Source organism: Sphaerisporangium krabiense (genome assembly GCF_014200435.1).
Classification (GTDB): domain Bacteria; phylum Actinomycetota; class Actinomycetes; order Streptosporangiales; family Streptosporangiaceae; genus Sphaerisporangium; species Sphaerisporangium krabiense.
This window is the reverse complement of the sequence record NZ_JACHBR010000001.1, coordinates 3,999,206-4,019,732: the sequence shown is the minus strand read 5'-3', so window position 1 is coordinate 4,019,732 and position 20,527 is coordinate 3,999,206. Positions and strand designations below refer to the sequence as shown.

Annotated in this window: 19 protein-coding genes and 3 tRNA genes; 7 read left to right on the top strand and 15 right to left on the bottom strand. The window is 71.8% G+C overall.

Annotated elements, in window-relative coordinates:
- Positions 1-27: 27 nt before the first annotated feature.
- From BJ981_RS17765 to BJ981_RS17755, 3 genes are read right to left on the bottom strand one after another with little or no spacing between them, the layout of a single operon-like run.
- Positions 28-1,263: a trans-sulfuration enzyme family protein gene (locus BJ981_RS17765; RefSeq protein WP_184612439.1), complete on the bottom strand. Its 1,236-nt coding sequence runs from the start codon at positions 1,261-1,263 to the stop codon at positions 28-30.
- Positions 1,264-1,277: 14 nt separating this feature from the next.
- Positions 1,278-2,285 carry an NAD(P)H-dependent glycerol-3-phosphate dehydrogenase gene (locus BJ981_RS17760; protein WP_184612438.1) on the bottom strand — a complete coding sequence of 336 codons (1,008 nt, stop codon included), beginning with the start codon at positions 2,283-2,285 and terminating at the stop codon, positions 1,278-1,280.
- Positions 2,286-2,328: 43 nt separating this feature from the next.
- Positions 2,329-3,048, bottom strand: a complete 720-nt coding sequence (locus BJ981_RS17755) for a lysophospholipid acyltransferase family protein (RefSeq protein ID WP_239139208.1) — start codon at positions 3,046-3,048, stop codon at positions 2,329-2,331.
- A 78-nt stretch (positions 3,049-3,126) separates the two neighbouring features.
- On the opposite strand from BJ981_RS17755, the gene cofC reads away from it, so the two are divergent.
- Entirely contained in the window at positions 3,127-3,816 is a 690-nt protein-coding gene (gene cofC / locus BJ981_RS17750) for a 2-phospho-L-lactate guanylyltransferase (RefSeq protein WP_184612436.1), read from the top strand.
- A gap of 16 nt (positions 3,817-3,832) precedes the next feature.
- Here cofC and BJ981_RS17745 read toward each other — a convergent pair whose 3' ends face one another.
- The gene (locus BJ981_RS17745) at positions 3,833-5,542 is read right to left on the bottom strand and encodes an MFS transporter (protein WP_184612435.1); all 1,710 of its coding nucleotides are present in this window, start codon (positions 5,540-5,542) and stop codon (positions 3,833-3,835) included.
- Positions 5,543-5,781: 239 nt separating this feature from the next.
- Here BJ981_RS17745 and BJ981_RS17740 point away from each other — a divergent pair, with 239 nt between their 5' ends.
- Entirely contained in the window at positions 5,782-6,525 is a 744-nt protein-coding gene (locus tag BJ981_RS17740) for a TetR/AcrR family transcriptional regulator (RefSeq protein ID WP_184612434.1), read from the top strand.
- Positions 6,526-6,535: 10 nt separating this feature from the next.
- Here the strand turns inward: BJ981_RS17740 and BJ981_RS17735 are convergent, their stop codons facing one another.
- Entirely contained in the window at positions 6,536-7,765 is a 1,230-nt protein-coding gene (locus BJ981_RS17735; RefSeq protein WP_184612433.1) for an MFS transporter, read from the bottom strand.
- A gap of 66 nt (positions 7,766-7,831) precedes the next feature.
- Between BJ981_RS17735 and BJ981_RS17730 the strand changes: the two genes are divergently transcribed.
- The gene (locus BJ981_RS17730) at positions 7,832-8,035 is read left to right on the top strand and encodes a hypothetical protein (protein WP_184612432.1); all 204 of its coding nucleotides are present in this window, start codon (positions 7,832-7,834) and stop codon (positions 8,033-8,035) included.
- 75 nt (positions 8,036-8,110) lie between these two features.
- Here the strand turns inward: BJ981_RS17730 and BJ981_RS17725 are convergent, their stop codons facing one another.
- The 4 genes from BJ981_RS17725 to leuC form a co-directional block, all read right to left on the bottom strand.
- Positions 8,111-8,410, bottom strand: a complete 300-nt coding sequence (locus BJ981_RS17725) for an HU family DNA-binding protein (RefSeq protein ID WP_184612431.1) — start codon at positions 8,408-8,410, stop codon at positions 8,111-8,113.
- A gap of 167 nt (positions 8,411-8,577) precedes the next feature.
- The gene (locus BJ981_RS17720) at positions 8,578-8,865 is read right to left on the bottom strand and encodes an SCO5555 family protein (protein WP_184612430.1); all 288 of its coding nucleotides are present in this window, start codon (positions 8,863-8,865) and stop codon (positions 8,578-8,580) included.
- Positions 8,844-9,431: a 3-isopropylmalate dehydratase small subunit gene (gene leuD / locus BJ981_RS17715; protein ID WP_184612429.1), complete on the bottom strand. Its 588-nt coding sequence runs from the start codon at positions 9,429-9,431 to the stop codon at positions 8,844-8,846. The genes BJ981_RS17720 and leuD overlap by 22 nt, the downstream gene beginning before the upstream one ends.
- A gap of 12 nt (positions 9,432-9,443) precedes the next feature.
- Positions 9,444-10,832, bottom strand: a complete 1,389-nt coding sequence (gene leuC / locus BJ981_RS17710) for a 3-isopropylmalate dehydratase large subunit (protein ID WP_184612428.1) — start codon at positions 10,830-10,832, stop codon at positions 9,444-9,446.
- A 136-nt stretch (positions 10,833-10,968) separates the two neighbouring features.
- Between leuC and BJ981_RS17705 the strand changes: the two genes are divergently transcribed.
- Both BJ981_RS17705 and BJ981_RS17700 read left to right on the top strand, forming a co-directional pair.
- Complete coding sequence (locus tag BJ981_RS17705; RefSeq protein WP_184612427.1) at positions 10,969-11,685, top strand: IclR family transcriptional regulator; 717 nt, start codon at positions 10,969-10,971, stop codon at positions 11,683-11,685.
- A 118-nt stretch (positions 11,686-11,803) separates the two neighbouring features.
- The gene (locus BJ981_RS17700) at positions 11,804-13,564 is read left to right on the top strand and encodes a hypothetical protein (protein WP_184612426.1); all 1,761 of its coding nucleotides are present in this window, start codon (positions 11,804-11,806) and stop codon (positions 13,562-13,564) included.
- Between the two features lie 126 nt (positions 13,565-13,690).
- Here BJ981_RS17700 and BJ981_RS17695 read toward each other — a convergent pair.
- From BJ981_RS17695 to BJ981_RS17685, 3 genes are all read right to left on the bottom strand, one after another.
- Positions 13,691-13,763: transfer RNA gene (locus BJ981_RS17695), tRNA-Glu, on the bottom strand.
- Between the two features lie 37 nt (positions 13,764-13,800).
- Positions 13,801-13,876 (bottom strand) — tRNA-Glu (locus BJ981_RS17690).
- 226 nt (positions 13,877-14,102) lie between these two features.
- Positions 14,103-14,174 (bottom strand) — tRNA-Gln (locus tag BJ981_RS17685).
- A gap of 313 nt (positions 14,175-14,487) precedes the next feature.
- Here BJ981_RS17685 and BJ981_RS17680 point away from each other — a divergent pair.
- Complete coding sequence (locus BJ981_RS17680) at positions 14,488-16,482, top strand: M3 family metallopeptidase (RefSeq protein ID WP_184612425.1); 1,995 nt, start codon at positions 14,488-14,490, stop codon at positions 16,480-16,482.
- A gap of 50 nt (positions 16,483-16,532) precedes the next feature.
- Here the strand turns inward: BJ981_RS17680 and gltX are convergent, their stop codons facing one another.
- Positions 16,533-17,927, bottom strand: a complete 1,395-nt coding sequence (gltX, locus tag BJ981_RS17675) for a glutamate--tRNA ligase (protein ID WP_260325098.1) — start codon at positions 17,925-17,927, stop codon at positions 16,533-16,535.
- Between the two features lies 1 nt (position 17,928).
- Positions 17,929-18,705, bottom strand: coding sequence for a fumarylacetoacetate hydrolase family protein (locus tag BJ981_RS17670; RefSeq protein ID WP_184612424.1), 777 nt, complete (start codon positions 18,703-18,705; stop codon positions 17,929-17,931).
- A gap of 198 nt (positions 18,706-18,903) precedes the next feature.
- Here BJ981_RS17670 and BJ981_RS17665 point away from each other — a divergent pair, with 198 nt between their 5' ends.
- Positions 18,904-19,278: an antibiotic biosynthesis monooxygenase family protein gene (locus tag BJ981_RS17665; RefSeq protein WP_184612423.1), complete on the top strand. Its 375-nt coding sequence runs from the start codon at positions 18,904-18,906 to the stop codon at positions 19,276-19,278.
- A gap of 63 nt (positions 19,279-19,341) precedes the next feature.
- Here BJ981_RS17665 and BJ981_RS17660 read toward each other — a convergent pair whose 3' ends face one another.
- Positions 19,342-20,451: a winged helix DNA-binding domain-containing protein gene (locus tag BJ981_RS17660; protein ID WP_184612422.1), complete on the bottom strand. Its 1,110-nt coding sequence runs from the start codon at positions 20,449-20,451 to the stop codon at positions 19,342-19,344.
- Positions 20,452-20,527 lie beyond the last annotated feature (76 nt).

Here is a 20,527-nt window from a genome sequence, read left to right as displayed (position 1 = left end):
ATCGTGCGCCCTGGTCGTCACCGGTTGTCAGGTACGTGTCGTGGTGTTCGATCGCAGCGCGTCCAGGGCGTCCGTGACGTCCGCGATGAGATCCTCCGCGTCCTCCAGGCCGATGGAGAACCGCACGGCCCCCGCGTCGACGGCCGAGCCCGTCCGTCCCGCCTCGTCCGGCCTGCCGCGCGTGGCGGAGGCGACGTGGGCCACCTTGGTCTGCGTGCCGCCGACGGAGGGCGCGATGCGGGCGATGCGCAGCGTGTCGGCGAGCATCACGCCCGCCTCGTAGCCGCCGTGCGGGGTGACCGTCAGCGACGCGCCGAACCGGGTGCCCTCGGGGCCGGCGTCGAAGAGCTGGCGCGCGAGCTGGTGGCCGGGGTGGGCGGGCAGGCCGGGGTAGTCGACGCGGCGGACGGCCGGGTGCTTGGCGACGGCGGCGGCGAAGACCATGGCGGTCGCGCACATGCGGCGCACGCGCAGCGGCAGGGTCTCCAGGCTGCGGCGCAGCAGGAACGCCTCGTCCGGGGCGAGCGTGGACCCGGTGTCGATGCGGACCTCGCGCACCTGGGCGATGAGGTCGCGGCGGCCGACCACGGCCCCGCCGGTGCAGTCGTCGTGCCCGCCGAGGTACTTGGTCGCGGAGTGGACCACCAGGTCGGCGCCGTGCTCCAGCGGGCGGCACACCACGGGCGTGGCGAGCGTGGAGTCCACGACGAGCAGCGCGCCCGCGTCCCTGGCGATGCGGTACAGCCCGCGGATGTCGGCGACGGCCATCGTGGGGTCGGCGAGGGTCTCGGCGTAGATGATCCTGGTCGAGGGGCGCACGGCGTCGCGCACCCGGCGCAGGTCGGAGTAGTCCACGAAGTCGGCCGAGACGCCGAAGCGGGCCAGCGTGCCCGTCAGCAGCGCGTACGTGCCGCCGTACACCGGGGCGGGGGCGACGACGTGGGCGCCCGAGCGCAGGAAGGCCAGCAGGACGGCGGTCACCGCCGCCATGCCGGAGGCGAACGCCTGGCCGGAGACGTCCTCGGGGGCCGCCGCCCCCTCCAGCGTGGCGACGCCCGAGGCGAACGCCGCCACCGTGGGGTTGTCGATCCTGCTGTAGGCGAAGCCGGGCGCGCGCTCGCCGAGCACGTCGGCGCACTGGGCCGAGTTCTCGAAGCTCCACGAGGCGCTGCGCCACACGGGCAGGCCGATCGGGAGCTGGCGGGGAGCGGGCGCGAGGGGGAGGTGGGCCGCGCGGGAGTTCTCTCCGATCCTCCTGCGCATGCGTCGAGAAGAAGTCACACGCCGTACCGTTCCGGCTTGGGAGTCCGCGACATGAGCAGCATCGCGGCCTCGCTGGGGGTCATTCCGTCGTGGACGACGCCGACCACCACCTCCGTGATGGGCATCTCGACGTCGTGCTTCCGTGCCAGATCGAGAACCGACTCACAGGACTTGACCCCCTCCGTCGTCTGCCGGGTGGCGGCGATGGTCTCGGCGAGGGTCATGCCACGGCCGAGATTCTCCCCGAAGGTGCGGTTTCTCGACAATGGGGACGTACAGGTGGCGACGAGATCGCCCATGCCGGCCAGCCCGGCGAAGGTGTGCGGGTCGGCGCCGAGCGCCGCGCCGAGCCGCGCGATCTCGGCGAGGCCGCGGGTCATCAGCGTGGCCCTGACGTTGTCGCCGAGCCCCATGCCGGCCGCCACGCCCACCGCCAGGGCGATCACGTTCTTGACCGCGCCGCCGAGCTCGACCCCGACGACGTCGGTGTTGGTGTAGGCGCGGAACCACGGCAGGTGGCAGGCCTCCTGGAGGCGCTCGGCCACCTCGTCGTCCGCGGCGGCGACCACGGTCGCGGCCGGCTCGCGGCGCACCAGCTCGCCGACCAGGTTGGGCCCGGACACCACCGCGACCCGCTCGGCCGGGACCTCCGCGACCTCGAGGATCACCTCGCTCATGCGCTTGGACGTGCGCATCTCGATGCCCTTCATCAGGCTGACGAGCACGGCGTGGCCGGGGATGTGGGGGCGCCAGGCGGCGAGGTTGCCGCGCAGGGTCTGCGAGGGGACGGCGAGCACGACGAAGTCGGCGCCGTCCATGGCCTCGGCGGCGTCGGTGGTGGCGCGCAGCGACGGGGGCAGCGTGACGCCGGGCAGGTACTCGGGGTTCTCGTGCCCGCGCGTGATGGCCTCCACCACCTCGGCGCGCCGTCCCCAGAGCGTCGTGGAGGTGCCGGCCTCCGCGAGGATCATCGCGAAGGTGGTGCCCCACGAACCCGTTCCGAAAACGACGGCCTTGGTCATCTACTCACCGTACGCCCACGGTGACGGTGGTCGGTGGCGGCCATCACCCGGCGCGGCTCTCGGCCTCGCCGAAGGGGGTGTCGGGGGCCTTCTCGCCGCGCAGCTCCGACAGCAGCGCGACGACCTCGGCCATGATGTCCGCGGTCGCGTCCTTCAGCACCTGGCCGCGCATCGGCAGGCCCGCGTACTTGGACAGGTCCACCGGCGGACCCGCGAGGACGTGGAAGGTCTTGCGGGGGAACAGGCGGGGCCTCTTGCTGCCGTAGGGCAGGATGTCCTGCGCGCCCCAGTGCGCGACGGGGATGACGGGCACGCCCGTCGCCAGCGCCAGACGCGCCACGCCGGTCTTGAACGCCATCGGCCACAGGTCCGGGTCGCGCGTGATCGTGCCCTCGCCGTAGAAGATCACGCAGGAGCCGTCCTTGAGCGCCTCCTCGGCGTACTTCAGCGAGCGCGCCGCGTCGGTGCTGCCCCGCAGCACCGGGATCTGCCTGCACTTGCGGACGATGGAGCCGATGACCGGGATCTTGAACACGCCGGACTTGGCCAGGAAGACCGGCCAGCGACCGTTGTTGTAGGTGAAGTGCGAGAGCAGGAGAGGATCGGTCCAGGACAGATGGTTGGTCGCGATGATCACCCCGCCGGTGCGCGGCACGTGGGCGCGGCCCCGCCAGTCCCGCTTCGTGAAGAGGATCAGCACGAACTTGACGATCACCGTGACGAGGGCTTCCCAGAAGATGGGCGGGCGTCCGGGGCGACTCAATTGACTCCTCCAGTCATGCCTGTGCGCCATCAGTCTCCCGGTTGGCTCCACGAGATGTCGAGGCGGGATGCTAAGGCTATGCGTACGCCACATGGTGAGCACAGCGCGCGGGAGCGGCAACTCCACTGGACCCTTGTCGTGCCGGTGAAGACGCTGATCGCGGCCAAGACCCGCCTGGCCGCCGCCGCGGGGCCGCACCGCGCCGCGCTCGCCGTGGCCATCGCCAGCGACACGGTCTCGGCCGCGCTGGCCTGCCGGGACGTCGCCCGCGTGATCGTCGTGACCGGCGATCCCGTGCCCGCGAAGGCGCTGGCCGCGATCGGCGCGCACGTGGTGCCCGATCCCGAGGCCGGGCTGAACGCCGCGCTGCGCGCCGGGGGCGCCGAGGCCGTGCGGCTGGCGCCCGGCGGGCCGGTGGGAGCGCTGCAGGCGGACCTGCCGGCGCTGCGGCCGGCGGAGCTGGCAGTGGTGCTGGCGCACGCCGCCGAGTTCGACCAGGCGTTCGTGCCCGACGCCGTCGAGGTGGGCACGACGTTCTACGGCGTACGGCCCGGCGTGCCCTTCCGGCCGCGCTTCGGCGGCGAGTCGCGTGCCAAGCACCTCGGCGGCGGGGCCAAGGAGCTGACGCCGGACGGCATCCCGTCGGTGCGCAGGGACGTGGACACCCCGGCCGACCTGGAGCAGGCCCTGCTCCTCGGCGTGGGCCGGCACACCGCCGAGGTGGTGAGGACGATGAGAGGGTCCTCCACCTGGAGGACCCTCTCGTGAACGCGCGCCGCCGGGGTCAGTGACCGGCGGCGTCCCCCTCTCGAGCGTGCCTGGGCAGCAGGAACGCGACGAGGAACGTCAGCAGCAGCATGCCGTCGACCACCCACAGGATCGCCTTCATGGCCTGGCTGAAGCCTTCCTTGGCCGCCGTGGTCCCGGCCGTCTCCAGGGCCTTGCCCACGGCCTGGCCGGCCTGCGGCGAGGCGGCGGCGGCGCGGGCGTCGGCCTCCAGGCGGACGCAGGACGCGGGCGCCTCGGCCTGGTCCTTGGCCACCGCGCGGTCATGGCCGCAGGCGCGCAGCCCTTCGACCAGGCGGTCCTGGGCGGGGCCCGTCACCTGGACGGCGGCGAGGTCGGCGCGCAGCCGGGGCGTGACGTCGTCGCTCGCGGCGGCCACGTTCGTGCCGAGCATGCCGAAGAACAGGGTGCCGAGCAGCGCGACGCCGAAGGCGCTGCCGAGCTGCTGGACGGCCGTCAGGGAACCGGACGCCGAGCCGGTCTCGTGCGGCTCGACGCCGGCGAGCACGATGTCGAAGAACGGGGCCATGAGCAGGCCCATGCCGACGCCGGTCAGAAGCAGCGCGGGGGTGAGCTGCCAGGGGGTGACGCCCACGCCGGCGATGTTCAGCGTGACGATGATGCCGATGACGCCGAGGGCCATGAGCAGCGCGCCGCCCTGGAGCAGCTTGCGGCCGAACTTCTGCAGGGGCTGGGAGCAGATGAAGCCGATGACCAGGCCGATCGACCACGGCATCATCGACAGGCCCGCCTTCAGCGTCGAGTAGCCGAGCCCGATCTGCACGTACAGGTTGAAGACCAGCGAGAACCCGACCATGCCGGAGAAGAAGACGATGCCGGTGACCAGGCCGCCGGTGAAGGCGCGCTTGCGGAACAGGCTCGGCACGACCAGCGGGTCGCCGCCGTTCCTGCTCTTGCGGCCCTGGAACCAGCCGAACAGCGCGAAGACCACCACCGCCGCGCCGATCATGAGGAACGACCAGGCCGGCCAGTCGTGCTCACGGCCCTGGACCAGCGGGTAGATGATCAGGACACCGGCCAGCGAGGCCAGGAAGACGCCGGGGACGTCGAGCTTGAGCGGGTGCGGCGAGCGGGACTCGGGCAGGTAGCGCATGCCGGCCAGCACCGCGGCCAGGCCGAGCGGCAGGTTGATCAGAAAGATCATGCGCCAGCCGGTGCCGAAGAAGTCGGCGTCGACCAGCCAGCCGGCCAGGATGGGCCCCGCGACCGTGGACAGGCCCATGATCGGCCCGAACAGGCCGAACGCCTTCTGCATCTCCTTGGGCGGGAACATCTCTTTGATCATTCCGAGGCCCTGCGGGATCATCACGGCGCCGAACAGGCCCTGCACGACGCGTGCGGCGATCAACGTCTCGGGGCCCTGCGCGAGGCCGCACAGCAAGGAGCCGGCGGTGAAGCCGACGGCGCCGATGACGAACATCCTCTTGCGGCCGAAGATGTCGCCGAGGCGGCCTCCGGTGAGCAGCCCCACCGCCATGGACAGCGTGTAGGCGGCGCCGAGCCACTGGATCACGGCGGCGCTGCCGCCCAGTTCGGCGCGGATCGCCGGGGAGGCGATGTTGGTCACCATGGCGTCGAGGAGGTCCATGACCTCGGCGGCGAGGATGACGAAAAGCGCCGCCCACCGCCATCGGTAGGGGGTCGCCTCCGCGGGCGACGCATGTACTGAGGTGTCGATCGATGTCATTCCGGCTCCCATGCCGCGCGTCCGCCAGCGCGGACGAGAGAACAGTGTTCAGATGTATCGATCAGCGTTCTATCACTGAACGCCGTTCGTCGCAAAGTGCATTGTTCACGTTATATCGCATCTCGGCGTCAGACAAGATATATCGCGTACTTGAGCACTGTTCTAGACGGGCGAGCGGTGTTCTAGGGGACGGTTAGAATTTTTGAAACCCACGTGGACGAGCCCTAAGGGGGTCAGGCATGGTCGAGTCAGAGCGTGACGACGAGGCGATGCCGGCGTTCCCCTGGGATACGGCGCCGCGGAAGCGGACGGCCCCGCCCCGGGTCCCGCTCACGCGGCGGCGCATCATCGACGCCGCGTTCGCCGTGCTCGACCGCGAGGGATACGACCGGCTGAGCATGCGCCAGGTGGCCGGCGAGCTGGGCGTGGCCGTCTCGGCGCTCTACGCGCACGTGAAGAGCAAGGAAGACCTGCTGCAGCAGATGTACCTGCGGCTGTTCGAGGAGCTCCACCTGCCCGAGCCGGATCCCGAGCGGTGGCAGGAGCAGATCAAGGAGTACGCGCGCGAGGCCCGCACCCGCCTGCTCGCCCATCGCGACATGGCCAAGATCTCCATGTCGAGCCTGCCGTTCGGCCCCGAGATGCTCCCCGCCGTCGAAGCCCTGATCGCCCTCTTCCGCACCGCCGGGCTGCCCGTCCGGGTCGCGGCCGCGGCCGGGGACATGCTGTCCACGTTCATCGACGGCTTCGCCTACTCGGAGGCCATGTGGGAGGAACGCCGCCGCGGCACCGAGGCGCAGTCCTGGGAGGAGATGCGCGAGACGCTCCAAACCTACTTCGACGCCCTGCCCACTGATCGCTTCCCGCACCTGAGCGCGATCGGGAACCAGATGTTCACCGAGGACAACGACGCCCGCTTCGACCTCGGCCTGGACATCATCATCCGGGGCCTCGCCTCCTACGCGGAGCGCGACGCCTCCTGACCCGCCCCGCTCACAAGGCCAGGACGCGGCGGCGGGCGAGCAGCACCGGGAGGTGCGCCAGGCCGGTCGTCAGCGCCGCCGCCCAGAGCGCCGTCGTGACGCCGTACCTCTCCCCCACGAACCCGCCCGCGAGGCCGCCGAACGGCATGGCGCTCCACATGAGGAAGCGCATCCCGGCGTTCATGCGGCCCAGCAGGTGCTCGGGGCAGGTGGACTGGCGGTAGGTGAGCTGCGCGACGCTGAACACCCCTCCGGCGAGGCCGCCGAGCGCGAGCCCGAGCGGGAACAGCGCGATCCGCCACCCCGGGGCGGCGAGCGGCGCGATCGGCGCCACCAGCAGCGCCACGGCGGCCCCGCCCCACATCGCCCTGCCGGTGCCCCAGCGCGCCATGACACGGGACGCCGACAGGCCCCCCACGACACCTCCGACCGCGCCCGCGGCGACCACCAGGCCGTAGACGCCGGGGCCGAGGCCGAGCACGTCGATCAGGTACAGCGTCTGCGACGCCGCCCAAATGCCGTTGCTCAGCATGACGAGCGCCCCGCACACCGCCACCACGCGCAGCACGGGGTGTCCCGCGACGTAGCGGACGCCCTCGGTCAGTTCCCGGCGCAGCCCGGCGCGTTCCGTCCTGACAGGCGGCTCGCCGCGGACCGGGATGCCGCCCAGCAGCGCGGCCGACAGCGCGAAGCTGATCGCGTCGGCCAGCAGCGCCATCGGGGCGGTGATCACCTGGACGAGCCAGCCGCCGACCCCCGGCCCGGCGAGCGCCGCGGCCGACCTGATCGTCTCGATCGTGCCGTTGGCGCGGCCCAGCGCGTCCCTGGCGACGATGGACGGCAGGTAGCTCATGTGCGCGACGTCGAAGAACACCGTGCAGACCCCGCCCACCAGCGCGACCGCGTAGAGCTGGGGCATGCCGAGCGCCCCGGCCGCGGCGGCCACGGGGACGCTCAGCAGGACCACCGCCCGTACGAGGTCGGCGACGACCAGCACGCGCCTGCGCGGCAGCCTGTCCACCCACACCCCGGCGGGCAGCCCGATCACGAGGAAGGCGGCCATCTGCGCCGTGGCCAGCAGCCCGACCTGCAAGGGCCCGGCATGGAGCAGGAGGACGGCCACCAGGGGAAGCGCGACCACGCCGACCTGCGTTCCGACCTGACTGATCGCGTCGGCGCCCGCGAACAGCGCGTACGCCCGCGCCGGCGGCCGATGCGCGGGCCTGCCCGTCACCGTCACGAGCAGCCACCCTGCCCTCGCGCCGGGAACGGGGCAACCGATTTATGCCGCTGTACACTGACGCCCGTGCAGGCGACGGTGCGGAACTTCGATCAGGAAACCCGCTCGGGATCGGTGTTCCTCGACGACGGGACCGAGCTGCCCTTCGGCACGGCGGCGTTCGACGCCGGTCCGCTGCGCCTGCTCCGCTCGGGCCAGCGGGTGAACATCCGCGTCGAGCACGGCGCCATCACCGCGATCACCCTCTCCACCTTCCCCCTCCCCGGCTGAGCGCAGGGACGGCCGGAAAGGGAGCACCCGGAGAGATGATGTCTCCCCGGGTGTCCGCTGGTAGATCGTCAGGTGTTACTTCTTCTTGGCGGCCTTCTTGCCCGCGGCGTTGACCTGCTCCTTGAAGTCCGCGCCGGCCCGGAACTTCGGCCCCCAGCTTTCCGCGACCTTGATGGGCTCGCCGGTCGAAGGGTTCCTAGCCTGGCGGGCGGGCTTGTGGGCCATCTCGAACGCGCCGAAGCCGGTGATCGAGACCTTCTCCCCGTTCGCGACAGCGCGTTGGATCTCCTCGATTATCGCGTTCACGGCCTCGGTGGCCGTCTTCCTGTCGCCGACCCGTTCAACGATCGCGTCGACGAGTTCTCGCTTGTTCATCTCGGTTGTTCCCCCTGATTACCGCTGTCTGAGGGTGAGCACGGAGGCCGTTCGGTCCCCGGCCGGTCTCACCCGGTGTGGCCAAGCGCGGGGTTCCGGCACGCGCCCACCAGTCAACGGTCAGAAACCCCTTACCCGCTTGAAATTAAGCCACACAGCCTCGCGACTCAATCACATCCGGCGATGTTTCGGCTACTGGGCGTGTCGGATCCGCCGCCCAGATCGGCCAGGAAGGAGTCCAGACGGGCGGCGGCGAGATCGATGTCGCGCTTGGCGATCTCACAAATCGCCATGAACCTTCGCGCGAGCCGCTCCTTCTCGCCGGACGGCAGGCGCACGGCGGCGACGCGGCGGTGCGCCTCGCGCAACCGCCGCGCCAGCCTGTCCTCAGGGGTCTCGGCCCTCGGGGCCGGCAGGGGTGTCCCGGGGTCGCTCAGACGGTCGTCGGCAGCCATGGCTGCCGACCATTCTCGTACTCCGCGACGGCGTCCGCGTGCCGGAGGGTCAGCCCGATGTCGTCGAGTCCTTCGAGCAGGCGCCAGCGGGTGTACTCGTCGATCTCGAAACCGGCGCTCTCCGCGCCCCAGCGGACCTGGCGTTCGACCAGGTCGACGGTGACCTCGGTGGACGGGTCCGCCTCGACGGCCGCCTGGAGGGCCTCGACGGTCTCGGCGGGCAGGACGACCGGCAGCAGCCCCATCTTGGTGGCGTTGTTGCGGAAGATGTCGCCGAACCGCGCCGCGATCACGGCGCGGAAGCCGTACTGCTGGAGCGCCCAGACGGCGTGCTCGCGCGAGGAGCCGGTGCCGAAGTCGGGGCCGGAGACGAGGATCGAGACGCCCTCGTAGGCGGGCTGGTTCAGGACGAACGCGGGGTCCTCGCGCCAGGCGGAGAACAGGCCCTTCTCGAAGCCGGTGCGGCTGACCTGCTTGAGCCAGACGGCCGGGATGATCTGGTCGGTGTCCACGTTGCTGCGGCGCAGCGGCACGGCCCGGCCGGTGTGCGTGGTGAAGGCTTCCATCGGTCAGGCTCCTTACAGGCCGGCGGGCAGGTCGGCGGGCGCGGTGAGACGGCCGGTGACGGCGGTGGCGGCGGCGACCGCGGGCGACACGAGGTGGGTGCGCCCGCCCTTGCCCTGGCGGCCCTCGAAGTTGCGGTTGGAGGTCGAGGCGCTGCGCTCGCCGGGGGCGAGGGTGTCGGGGTTCATGCCGAGGCACATCGAGCAGCCGGCCTGGCGCCACTCGGCGCCCGCGGCCTGGAACACCTCGTGCAGGCCCTCGGCCTCGGCCTCCGCGCGCACCTGCATCGACCCGGGGACGATCAGCGTGCGGGTGGTGACCGTGCGGCCGCGCAGGACCTCGGCGGCGGCGCGCAGGTCCTCCAGGCGGCCGTTGGTGCACGAGCCGACGAAGACGGTGTCCACCTCGATCTCGCTCAGCGGCGTGCCCGGCTCCAGCGCCATGTACTCGAGGGCGCGGCGCGCGGCGGCGGGGTCGGAGGTCTCGTCGGGGACGGGGACGGCGGCGTTGAGCGGCGCCCCCTGGCCCGGGTTGGTGCCCCAGGTGACGAACGGCGACAGCGTCGTGGCGTCGATCTCGACGACGGTGTCGAACACGGCGTCGTCGTCGGTGCGCAGGGACTTCCAGTACTCGACGGCGGCGTCCCACGCCTCGCCGGAGGGGGCGTGCGGGCGGCCCTTGAGATAGGCGAAGGTGGTCTCGTCCGGGGCGATCATGCCGGCGCGCGCGCCCGCCTCGATCGACATGTTGCAGACCGTCATGCGGCCTTCCATGGACAGCTTGCGCACGGCCTCGCCGCGGTACTCGATGATGTGCCCCTGGCCGCCGCCGGTGCCGATCTTGGCGATGATCGCCAGGATCAGGTCCTTGGCGGTGACGCCGTACGGCAGCTCGCCCGAGACCTCGATGGCCATGGTCTTCGGCCGGTAGGCGGGCAGCGTCTGGGTGGCGAGGACGTGCTCGACCTCGGAGGTGCCGATGCCGAAGGCGATGCCGCCGAAGGCGCCGTGGGTGGAGGTGTGGGAGTCGCCGCAGACGATGGTCATGCCCGGCTGGGTGAGGCCGAACTGCGGGCCGATGATGTGGACGACGCCCTGACCGGCGTCGCCCATGGGGTGCAGCCGGACGCCGAACTCGGCGGCGTTCTTGCGCAGGGTCTCGACCTGGGCCTTGGAGACGGGGTCGGAGATGGGGCCGAGGACGGTCGGCACGTTGTGGTCCTCGGTGGCGATGGTGAGATCGGGGCGGCGCACCGCGCGGCCCGCCAGGCGCAGCCCGTCGAACGCCTGCGGGCTGGTCACCTCGTGGATGAGGTGCAGATCTATGTACAGCAGATCCGGCTCGCCGTCGGCACGCCGGACGACGTGCCGCTCCCATACTTTCTCGGCCAGTGTGCGACCCATCTGAACGCCTCCTTGCGTTTCATGGCCCCCGAGACGTCTCATAAGATAAGACGGAAATTTCGGGATATGGACAGCCTACCCGTCGTTCGCCGGGACGGCGGTTGCATCTCGGATAGCGAGACGGCAGTATCGGGGTATGGACAACTCTAGCGGAGTCGGCGTACTCGACAAGGCCGTGCTCGTGCTCAACGCCCTCGAAGCGGGCCCCGCGTCCCTCGCACAACTCGTCCAGGCCACCGGCCTGGCCCGCCCCACCGCCCACCGCCTCGCCGTCGCGCTGGAACACCACCGCATCGTCTCCCGTGACACCCAGGGCCGGTTCATCCTCGGCCCCCGGCTCTCCGAGCTGTCCGCGGCGGCCGGCGAGGACCGTCTGCTCGCCGTCGCCTCCCCCGTCCTCACCCAGCTGCGCGACCAGACCGGCGAGAGCGCGCAGCTCTACCGCAGGCAGGGCGACGAGCGCGTGTGCGTCGCCGCCGCCGAACGGGCCAGCGGGCTGCGCGACACGGTCCCGGTGGGCACGGCCCTGCCGATGACCGCGGGGTCCGCCGCCCAGATCCTGCTGGCGTGGGAGGAACCGGACCGCCTGCACCGCGGCCTGCGCGGCGCCAAGTTCACCGCCGCCACCCTCGCCAGCGTGCGGCGGCGCAGCTGGGCGCACAGCGTCGGCGAGCGCGAGCAGGGCGTCGCCAGCGTCTCGGCGCCCATCCGCGGCGCGGGAGGAAAGGTGATCGCCGCGGTCTCGGTCTCCGGCCCCATCGAGCGCCTCACCCGCACCCCCGGACGCATTCACGCCGCCCCCGTCGTGGCCGCCGCCGAGCGCATCACCGAGGCCATGCGCCGGGCCAACTGACCGCTGTTCGCGCAGGGCAGAGCCCCGTACGGGCCGGTCGGCGCGGCGCCCGCCGATTGGGCCCCGCAGCCGCGCCAACTGATTAGAGACGGCCGCCGCCAAGCACTAGCCTGGCGGAGTGACAGATCGCATCGAGGCAGCCGCATCGGAGCTGCGTCCCCTCCTTCAAGAGTTCATTCTCTGGGCGCAGGACAACGCACCCGACAGTGACGCCGACCTGGTCGGACCGGCTGCTCTGTGGCACCGCCTGATCGCTCGTGACGACGTCCACCTGTGGAAGCGCGGCGATCTCCGCCCGGTGCTGCTGGAACGCATGCCCCAGGTCGTGGAGGATCCCGACGCCGCGGCCGACGGCATGATCCCCGCCGTGCGCTCCTACCTCACCTTCCTTTCCGGGACCGGCCGCCTGGCCAAGGGCTCCGACGACCTCGACGAGCTGCTCGACGGCCTGGACGAGATCGAGGACGCCTTCGTCGAGGCCATGGAAGAGGTCATCGGCGAACGCGAATGGGACGAGGACGAGGACGACGAGGACCTCGAAGAGGAAGAGGTCGAGGGTCTCGGCGACTTCGAGCCCTTCGCCGACGATCTCGGCGATCTGCCCACCATCCGCCTGCGCCCCGACGCCGAGCTGGCCGAGGCCGCCCGCGCCGTGCCGCTCATCTCCAAGGCCCGCGATCTGGCCGTCTGGGTGGGCACCGCGCGCAAGGTCGGTGAAGAGACCCTGCTGAGCGACGAGGAGATCCGCGAGGCCCTCGCCGTCGTCGGCCTGCCCGAGCCCGACGAGCGCCCGCTCGCGCAGGCCGTGCCCGCCCTGTGGAACCTGTGGAACCTCGCGGTGGACCTGGAGTTCCTCACGCCCGACGGCGAGGACACGGTCGGCGTCGACGACGACACCGCGGCGTGGCCGTTCGACAACGACGAGGACGTCCTGGACGTCTGGATGCTCGGCCTCCACTCCATCGACTACGGCGACCCCGAGCTGGACGACGACGATCTCACGCTGGCGCTGTCCGGCCTCACCCGTGCCCTGCTCGTCCGGCTGCTGCTGGCGGGCGGCGAGCGCCCGCTCGGCGAGCTGGCCGACGAGCTGGCCGAGGCCGCGGCCGAGTTCGACGACCTCGGCGCCACCGCCTGGGCCGAGGCCGGCGAGCCGCTCGCCTCGGTCGTCGAGTGGCTGGCGGGGTACGGCATGGTCACCGCCGAGGACGACCGCGTGCGGCTCACCCCGCTCGGCGTCGAGGGCGTGGTCCACCTGCTGGACGACGACGACATCGAGGTGGACGCCCGTCCCGCGATCGACGCGATGACCGGCCTCGACCTGCTGTCCCTCAGCGCCGACCTGTCCGAGGAGGAGGCCGACGCCGAGTTCGCCGCCTGGATGGAGCTGCGCGAGCCCGCCACCGCCGCGGAGGAGCTGCTCGCCGCCGCCGCGGAGGACGAGGCGGACGCGCTGATCCGGGTCCAGGCCGCGAGCCTGGTCGGCTCGCTCGGGCCCGTCGCCGTCCCCGCCTGGCAGGAGGCGCTCAAGGAGCCCTCGCTGCGGCCCTACGCCGCCACGCACCTCGCCCAGCTCGGCGTGGTGGGCGCGCCCGAGCCGAGCCAGAGCGACACCCATTGGCTGATCCTCGACATGTGGACGATCTCGGCGGGCCTCGGCCGGCCGGAGTTCGTCAGCAGCCTCCACGACATCGGGCCCGCGCCCGTGCTGAGCAACCTGCTGGAGGTGATCTGGAAGGTGCCGCACCCGCACGTCGAGGAGCTGCTGGAGGCCGTCGGCGACGCCCACCCGGACCGCCAGGTCGCCAAGGCCGCCAAGCGCGCCCTGTTCAAGGCCCGCTCCCGCGCCGGCAAGCCCGGCCCGGAAGCCGAGGAGTAGCACCGCCGCGGACGAGACAGGCGCGGCCCGGAGCGCATTCCGGGCCGCGCCGCCCGCGCGGCGGCTTCCTCGCCCGGACATGAAACAACCCTCGGAAGGCGGACCTTCCGAGGGTTTTCCCGACTGTAGCCCCGACCGGATTCGAACCGGCGCTACCGCCTTGAGAGGGCGGCGTCCTAGGCCACTAGACGACGGAGCCGGGAGCTCGGCGCGGAGAACCGGGCGGCGGCGCAGTGTGGTAGTCCCGACCGGATTCGAACCGGCGTTACCGCCTTGAGAGGGCGGCGTCCTAGGCCACTAGACGACGGGACCTCACTGCGTGCCGGCCGGAGGACCGAACCGACTGAGGCGCCCCTGCGGACGCCTCGGCAACGGGCGTTACTCTACCGCACCCGCGAGAGCACGACCAAACCGGTTCCCCAGCCCGGCCTCACCCCAAACGGAGATCGACGGGTGTCACCGAAATTTCGCCCACGCGGGCCCGGACAGCGAAAACGCCCATGTCTTGGAGAAGACATGGGCGTTGACGAAATGCCTGCTGGGGTACCAGGACTCGAACCTAGACTAGCTGAACCAGAATCAGCCGGGCTGCCAATTACCCCATACCCCATTGCTCGCGGGCCCCTGGTGGAGCGGGCCTCGCTGGCGACTCCGAAAGAATAGCCCAGCTTGCGGGCCAAGACCAAAACGATTGCCGACCCGGCGGATTCCTCCTGGTGAGCCCCCGCTCACGGGCCCCGGGACCGTCCCCGCGCGGGCCGCGCCGGCCCGAGATCGGGGCTCCGAGGGCCCGGCAGGCCACGGCCGGCGGGCGCGCCGCGCGCCGGAGGGCGCGGGCGAGGACCGGATGCGGAGTTCCAGGGGGTGCGCCACCTGTGTAACTCTTCAGGGGAGAACTTTTGCCACGTGAGGGAGCAGGTGCGTTGACCGAAAACCCGTTCTTCGTCCAGAGTGCCCTGCCGTACCGGTTGCCACCCTTCGCCGAGATCCGCGAGGAACACTACGCGCCCGCCTTCGAACGCGGCATGGCCGAGCAGCTCGCGGAGGTCGAGGCGATCGCGGACGGCGCCGACGCTCCGACCTTCGAGAACACGGTGGAGGCGCTCGAACGGTCCGGGAGGCTGCTGAGCCGCGTCACCACCGTCTTCTTCAACCAGGCGTCCTCGGACACCACCCCGGGCATCCAGGCCATCCAGAAGGAGATCACGCCGAAGCTCACCCAGCACAGCGACGCCATCCACCTGAACACGCGCCTGTTCGCCCGGCTGAAGGCCGTCCCCGCCGAGGGACTGGACGCCGAGCGCGCCTGGCTGCTGGAGCGCTACGTCACGGACTTCGTCCGGGCGGGCGCGGAGCTCGGCCCCGAGGACCAGCAGCGGCTCAGGAGCCTCAACGAGGAGCTCTCCACGTTGTCGACCACGTTCGAGCAGAACCTGCTCGCCGACACCAACGCCTCGGCGGTGGTCGTGGACGACGCGGCGCGCCTGGACGGCCTGTCCGAGGACGCGATCAAGGCGGCGGCGGAGACCGCCAGGTCGCGGGGGCTGGACGGCAAGTACGTGATCACGCTGGGCCTGCCCACCGCCCAGCCGCCGCTGACCGAGCTGACCGACCGCGAGCTGCGCGAGCGCATCCACCGCGCGTCCGTCGAGCGGGGCGTGCGGGACAACCCCGACCTGGTGATCCGCATGGCCCGGCTGCGGGCCGAGCGGGCGCGGCTGCTCGGCTACGGCAACCACGCCGAGTACGTCGTGGCCGACCAGACGGCGCCGAGCACCCGCGCCGTCACCGAGACGCTGGCCAAGATGACGCCCGCCGCGGTGGCCAACGCCCACAGGGAGGCCGAGCAGCTCCGCGAGGAGGCCGGGTTCGACCTGGAGCCGTGGGACTGGTCGTTCTACGCCGAGAAGGTGCGCGAGGCCCGCTACGCGGTCGACAGCCGTGCGATGCGGCCGTACTTCGAGCTGGACCGGGTGCTGCGCGACGGCGTCTTCCACGCGGCGCACAAGCTGTACGGGCTGGACTTCACCGAGCGGACCGACCTGGTCGGCTACCACCCCGACGTCCGCGTCTTCGAGGTGTTCGACGAGGACGGCTCGCCGCTCGGCCTGTTCCTCGGCGACTTCTACGCCCGCGCCTCCAAGCGCGGCGGCGCGTGGATGAACAGCCTGGTCAAGCAGTCCGCCCTGGAGGGCACCCGGCCGGTCGTGGTGAACAACCTCAACATCACCAAGCCCCCGGCCGGGGAGCCCACGCTGATGACCTGGGACCAGGTCAACACGATGTTCCACGAGTTCGGGCACGCCCTGCACGGGCTGTTCTCCGACGTCGGCTTCCCGTACTTCTCCGGCACGGCGGTGCCCCGGGACTTCGTGGAGTACCCCTCGCAGGTCAACGAGATGTGGGCGGTGTGGCCCGAGGTCCTGGCGAACTACGCCCGCCACCACGAGACCGGCGAGCCCATGCCGCAGGACCTGGTGGACCGGATGCTGGAGGCGCAGAAGTTCAACCAGGGGTACGCGACCGTGGAGTACCTCGCGGCCACGCTGCTGGACTGGGCGTGGCACACCTTCGAGGAGGAGCCGGCCGACACGCTGGAGTTCGAGCGCCAGGCCCTGCGGAACGCCGGCGTGGACCTGCCGCTGGTGCCGCCGCGCTACCGCAGCACCTACTTCGCCCACATCTGGGCGGGCGGCTACAGCGCCGGCTACTACTCCTACATCTGGAGCGAGGTCCTGGACGCCGACACCGTCGAGTGGTTCAAGGAGAACGGCGGCCTCACCCGCGAGAACGGCGACACGTTCCGCCGCGAGCTGCTGTCGCGGGGCGGCAGCGTGGACCCGATGACGGGCTTTCGCGCCTTCCGCGGCCGTGACCCGCGCATCGAGCCGCTGCTGGAGCGCCGCGGCCTGCTCTGAGACGGCGAAGGCGGCCCGGAGGGCTCCGGGCCGCCCCTCGTACGCGGTGACTACGCCTCGGCGTCCAGGCGGGCCAGGGCGGCGCGCAGGCGGTCCAGGGTCCGCTCCCGGCCGAGGACCTCGATCGACTCGAACAGGGGAAGGCCCACCGTGCGCCCGGTGACGGCCACGCGGACCGGCGCCTGGGCCTTGCCCAGCTTGAGGCCCTGCTCCAGGCCGACCTCCTCCAGCGCGGTCTTCAGCGACTCGGGGTCGAACGAGACCGTCTCCAGCCGCGCCAGGTAGCCCGAGAGGATCTCGCGGGCGCCCGCCTTCATGGCCTTGGCCCAGCTCGCCGGGTCGAAGACGGGCTCGTCCAGGAACAGGAAGTCGACGTTGGCCGTGATCTCCGACAGGACCGAGATGCGGGTCTGGGCCAGCGCGGCGACCTTGGCGAAGGTCTCACGGCCCCAGCTCGGGTCCAGGAACGGCTCGCAGCGCCGGACGAACACCTCAAGCGGCAGCGCCCGGATGTACTCGCCGTTGAACGCGCGGAGCTTCTTCTCGTCGAAGAAGGCCGGCGACGGGTTGACGTCCGAGAGCTTGAACAGCGGCACCATCTCCGACCACGGCATGATCTCGCGGTCGTCGCCGGGGCCCCAGCCGAGCAGCATCAGGTAGTTGACCATGGCCTCGGCGAGGTAGCCCTCGTCGCGGTAGGACTCCAGCGCGACCTTGTCGCGGCGCTTGGACAGCTTCTGCCGCTTCTCGTTGACGATCACCGGGATGTGCGCCCAGACGGGCGGCGCGACGCCGAGGGCGTCCCAGAGGAGCTGCTGCTTGGGGGTGTTCGACAGGTGCTCCTCGGCCCGGACGACGTGCGTGATGCGCATCTCGATGTCGTCCACGACGTTGGCGAGCACGAACAGCGGCGAGCCGTCGCCGCGGGCGACGACGAAGTCCTCCATGGCCTTGTTGGGGAACTCCACCCGGCCCCTGACCAGGTCGTCGACCACGGTCACGCCCTCGTCGGGGGTGCGGAAGCGCACCGCGCCCTCGGTGAGCCCGCGGGTGCGGCAGAAGCCGTCGTAGCCCTGGTGCTCGGAGCCGGTGCGGGCCTTGACGTCGTCGCGGGTGCAGGTGCAGAAGTACGCCTTGCCGTCGGCGACGAGCTTGGCGACGGCCGCGCGGTGCTGCTCCTCGTAGGCGGACTGGAAGTAGGGGCCCTCGAAGTACGGGGACTCGCCGCCGATGCCGATCCAGGCGAGGGCGGAGATGATGCCCTCGGTCCACTCGGGCCGGTTGCGCGCGGCGTCGGTGTCCTCGACGCGCAGCACGAACCGGCCGCCCGACTGTTCGGCGAGGGCCCAGTTGAACAGCGCCGAGCGGGCGCCGCCGACGTGGAACATGCCGGTCGGGGAGGGCGCGAATCGCACCCGGAGCGTGGGCTCGGCCGAGCCCTGCAGATCAGTCACGCGGAACCACCCGGTTGGTGAGAGTGCCGATGCCCTCGATGCCCACGCTCACCTCGTCGCCGTCCTCCAGCGGGCCGACGCCCGCGGGGGTGCCGGTGAGGATGACGTCGCCGGGGATCAGCGTCATGACGTCGGTGATGTAGGCGATGAGCGTCGGGATGTCGTGGAGCAGCTCGGACGTGCGCCCGCTCTGCTTGAGCTCGCCGTTGACCGTGGTCGTGATGGCCAGGTCCGCGGGGTCGAGCTCGGTCTGGATCCATGGGCCGAGGGGGCAGAAGGTGTCGAACCCCTTGGCGCGGGTCCACTGCCCGTCCCTCCGCTGGAGGTCGCGGGCGGTCACGTCGTTCGCGCAGGTGTAACCGAAGATCACCTCGTGGGCGCGCTCGACGGGGACCTCGCGGCAGAGGCGGCCGATCACCACGGCCAGCTCGCCCTCGTAGTCGACGTGCTCGGTGAGCTTGTGCGGGTAGGCGATGGCCTCGCCGTGCCCGATCACCGAGGTGGAGGGCTTGCCGAAGATCAGCGGCTCGACCGGCGCCTCGCCGCCCATCTCGCGGATGTGCCCGGCGTAGTTCTTTCCGACCGCGATGACCTTGCTGGGCAGCATCGGCGTGACCAGACGCACCTCTTGGAGCGGGTACCGCTCGCCGGTGAACTGGATCGCCGCGAACGGATGCCCGTCGATCCTGGAGACGAACTCTTCGCCCTGGGCGCCTTCGACCACGCCGAACGCGACGCCCTCACCTGTGGAGAACCTTGCGATACGCACCCCACAAGGCTAGTGCCGCCGCGAAACCGGCACGCACACCGCCGCCGCGCGCCGCATCGGCCACCGGCCGGCGGACCGTCCTGGCGTGCCGTGACCCGGCGGGCCGAGGGGCGGGAGGGCCGGATCATAGGGTGGGCCTCAGTGGACGGCCCGCCTCGGCGTGCCGTCCCGGGAGATCCGTCTGACGAGGGAGTGGCCATGTCGGTTGTGAAGATCAACGTTCTGTCCGTGCCGGCCGAGATGCGCGCGGCCCTGGAGAGCAGGTTCGGCGACCGCGCCGGGATGGTCGAGTCGTCGGACGGGTTCGAGTGGTTCGAGCTGCTGCGGCCGGTCGAGGGCACCGACAGGTACCTCGTCTACACCCGCTGGCGCAGCGAGGAGGACTTCGAGGCCTGGCAGCGAAGCGAGGCCTTCCAGGCCGGCCACGCCCGAGCCGCCGCCGACGCCGCCGCCCAGGGCCACGGCCACGGACAGGGGCACGGACAGGGGCACGGGCACGGCGGTCCCGCGGCGACCGGGTCGGAGCTGTGGACGTTCGAGGTCGTCCAGTCCGCCGGCCGCAAGGACGCCTGAACACCACGACGCCCGCGGCGCCCGGCGGGGCCGGGCCACCGCCGCGGTCCCGGGCCGAAAGGCTCAGCCGAGCGCGGTGGTCCACGCGGCGCGCTCGGCGGCGGGCGCGACGAAGTCCAGCAGACGTTCGGCCTCGGCGAGCAGCTCCGCGGCCTCGGCGTCCCGCAGCGGCGCGAAGGGGCTGATCCTCAGCGAGCGGCCGTCCACCTCCCACGTGCCCCGGACGAAGCCGTCGAGCAGGAACGTGGGCAGCACCAGCGCCCGGCCGGCCATCACGGCCGGGCGGTGCTCGTCGGCGATGATCCGCGTCCGGTCGGCGTGGCCGATGAGGACGTTGTCGTAGGCGGGCAGGAAGCGCGGCGGCGCGGGGACCTCCGGGTCGGCGAGCACGGCGTCCGGGAGGTCGAACAGCTCGCCGCCCCGCTCGCCGCGCAGGACGCGCAGGCCGAGGCGGAGCCGTTCGACCACCTCGCGCAGGCGGGTGACGCCGGACCAGAGCTGGACGTCCTTCACCGTGGCCGGGCCGAACGCGGCCAGGTAGCGCAGGACCATCTCCTCGGGCGCCTCGGGGCGCGGCTCCTCCAGGGGACGGCCGATCCACCGCTCGGCGAGCGCGCACGGGACGGCCCCGCGCCCGGCCCAGCCGCCCCACAGGCCGCTGGGCGGCGGGTGGATCTGCGCGACGAGGCAGTGCGCGGTCCGGGTCAGCGCGGCGGTCCCGTACCCGGGGAACCGTTCGGCGAGCAGGCGGCCGAGCTCGGGCCGGCGCATCGTACGGTCGCCGAGCAGCTCCGCCGCCACCTCGGCGATCTTGGCGGCGCCGAGGCCGGCCACCTCGGCGCCGGTGCCCTGGAAGGCCATGCGGGTCAGCGCGGGCTGGATCAGCGGGCGCAGCCGCAGGTAGTCCTCCGCGGCGGCCAGGTGCTGGGTCATGCGGATCAAGGTGCCGCGCACCACGCTCCGGTCGTGCAGCAGGGCGGCGAGGTCGTCGTGACGGAAGCCCGCGATCCGCGTCCACAGGCCGATGTACGGCGCGTTGTGCTCCTGTCCCTGCACCGGGCCCAGGTGCCGGACGACGTCCAGGGCCGTGCCCGTGCTGCGGCGCAGCAGGTGCTGGCGCTCCAGCAGCGTCCGGTTCAGCGTGCGCAGGGAGACCGCGGATCTTTCGCTCATGACCGGCGCTTCCTCCTCAGGGGGTTGCTTCGACACGTCCGACGCTAGCGGCGATAGAGGACAGAATCCGTCCGGA

Coding starts and splice junctions, on each gene's coding strand:
- leuC (WP_184612428.1), bottom strand. CDS start 10,832: ATGGGTCGCACACTGGCCGAGAAAGTATGGGAGCGGCACGTCGTCCGG.
- BJ981_RS17720 (WP_184612430.1), bottom strand. CDS start 8,865: ATGGCTGCCGACGACCGTCTGAGCGACCCCGGGACACCCCTGCCGGCC.
- BJ981_RS17765 (WP_184612439.1), bottom strand. CDS start 1,263: ATGCGCAGGAGGATCGGAGAGAACTCCCGCGCGGCCCACCTCCCCCTC.
- BJ981_RS17760 (WP_184612438.1), bottom strand. CDS start 2,285: ATGACCAAGGCCGTCGTTTTCGGAACGGGTTCGTGGGGCACCACCTTC.
- leuD (WP_184612429.1), bottom strand. CDS start 9,431: ATGGAAGCCTTCACCACGCACACCGGCCGGGCCGTGCCGCTGCGCCGC.
- cofC (WP_184612436.1), top strand. CDS start 3,127: ATGCGTACGCCACATGGTGAGCACAGCGCGCGGGAGCGGCAACTCCAC.
- BJ981_RS17660 (WP_184612422.1), bottom strand. CDS start 20,451: ATGAGCGAAAGATCCGCGGTCTCCCTGCGCACGCTGAACCGGACGCTG.
- BJ981_RS17665 (WP_184612423.1), top strand. CDS start 18,904: ATGTCGGTTGTGAAGATCAACGTTCTGTCCGTGCCGGCCGAGATGCGC.
- BJ981_RS17745 (WP_184612435.1), bottom strand. CDS start 5,542: ATGACATCGATCGACACCTCAGTACATGCGTCGCCCGCGGAGGCGACC.
- BJ981_RS17705 (WP_184612427.1), top strand. CDS start 10,969: ATGGACAACTCTAGCGGAGTCGGCGTACTCGACAAGGCCGTGCTCGTG.
- BJ981_RS17740 (WP_184612434.1), top strand. CDS start 5,782: ATGGTCGAGTCAGAGCGTGACGACGAGGCGATGCCGGCGTTCCCCTGG.
- BJ981_RS17725 (WP_184612431.1), bottom strand. CDS start 8,410: ATGAACAAGCGAGAACTCGTCGACGCGATCGTTGAACGGGTCGGCGAC.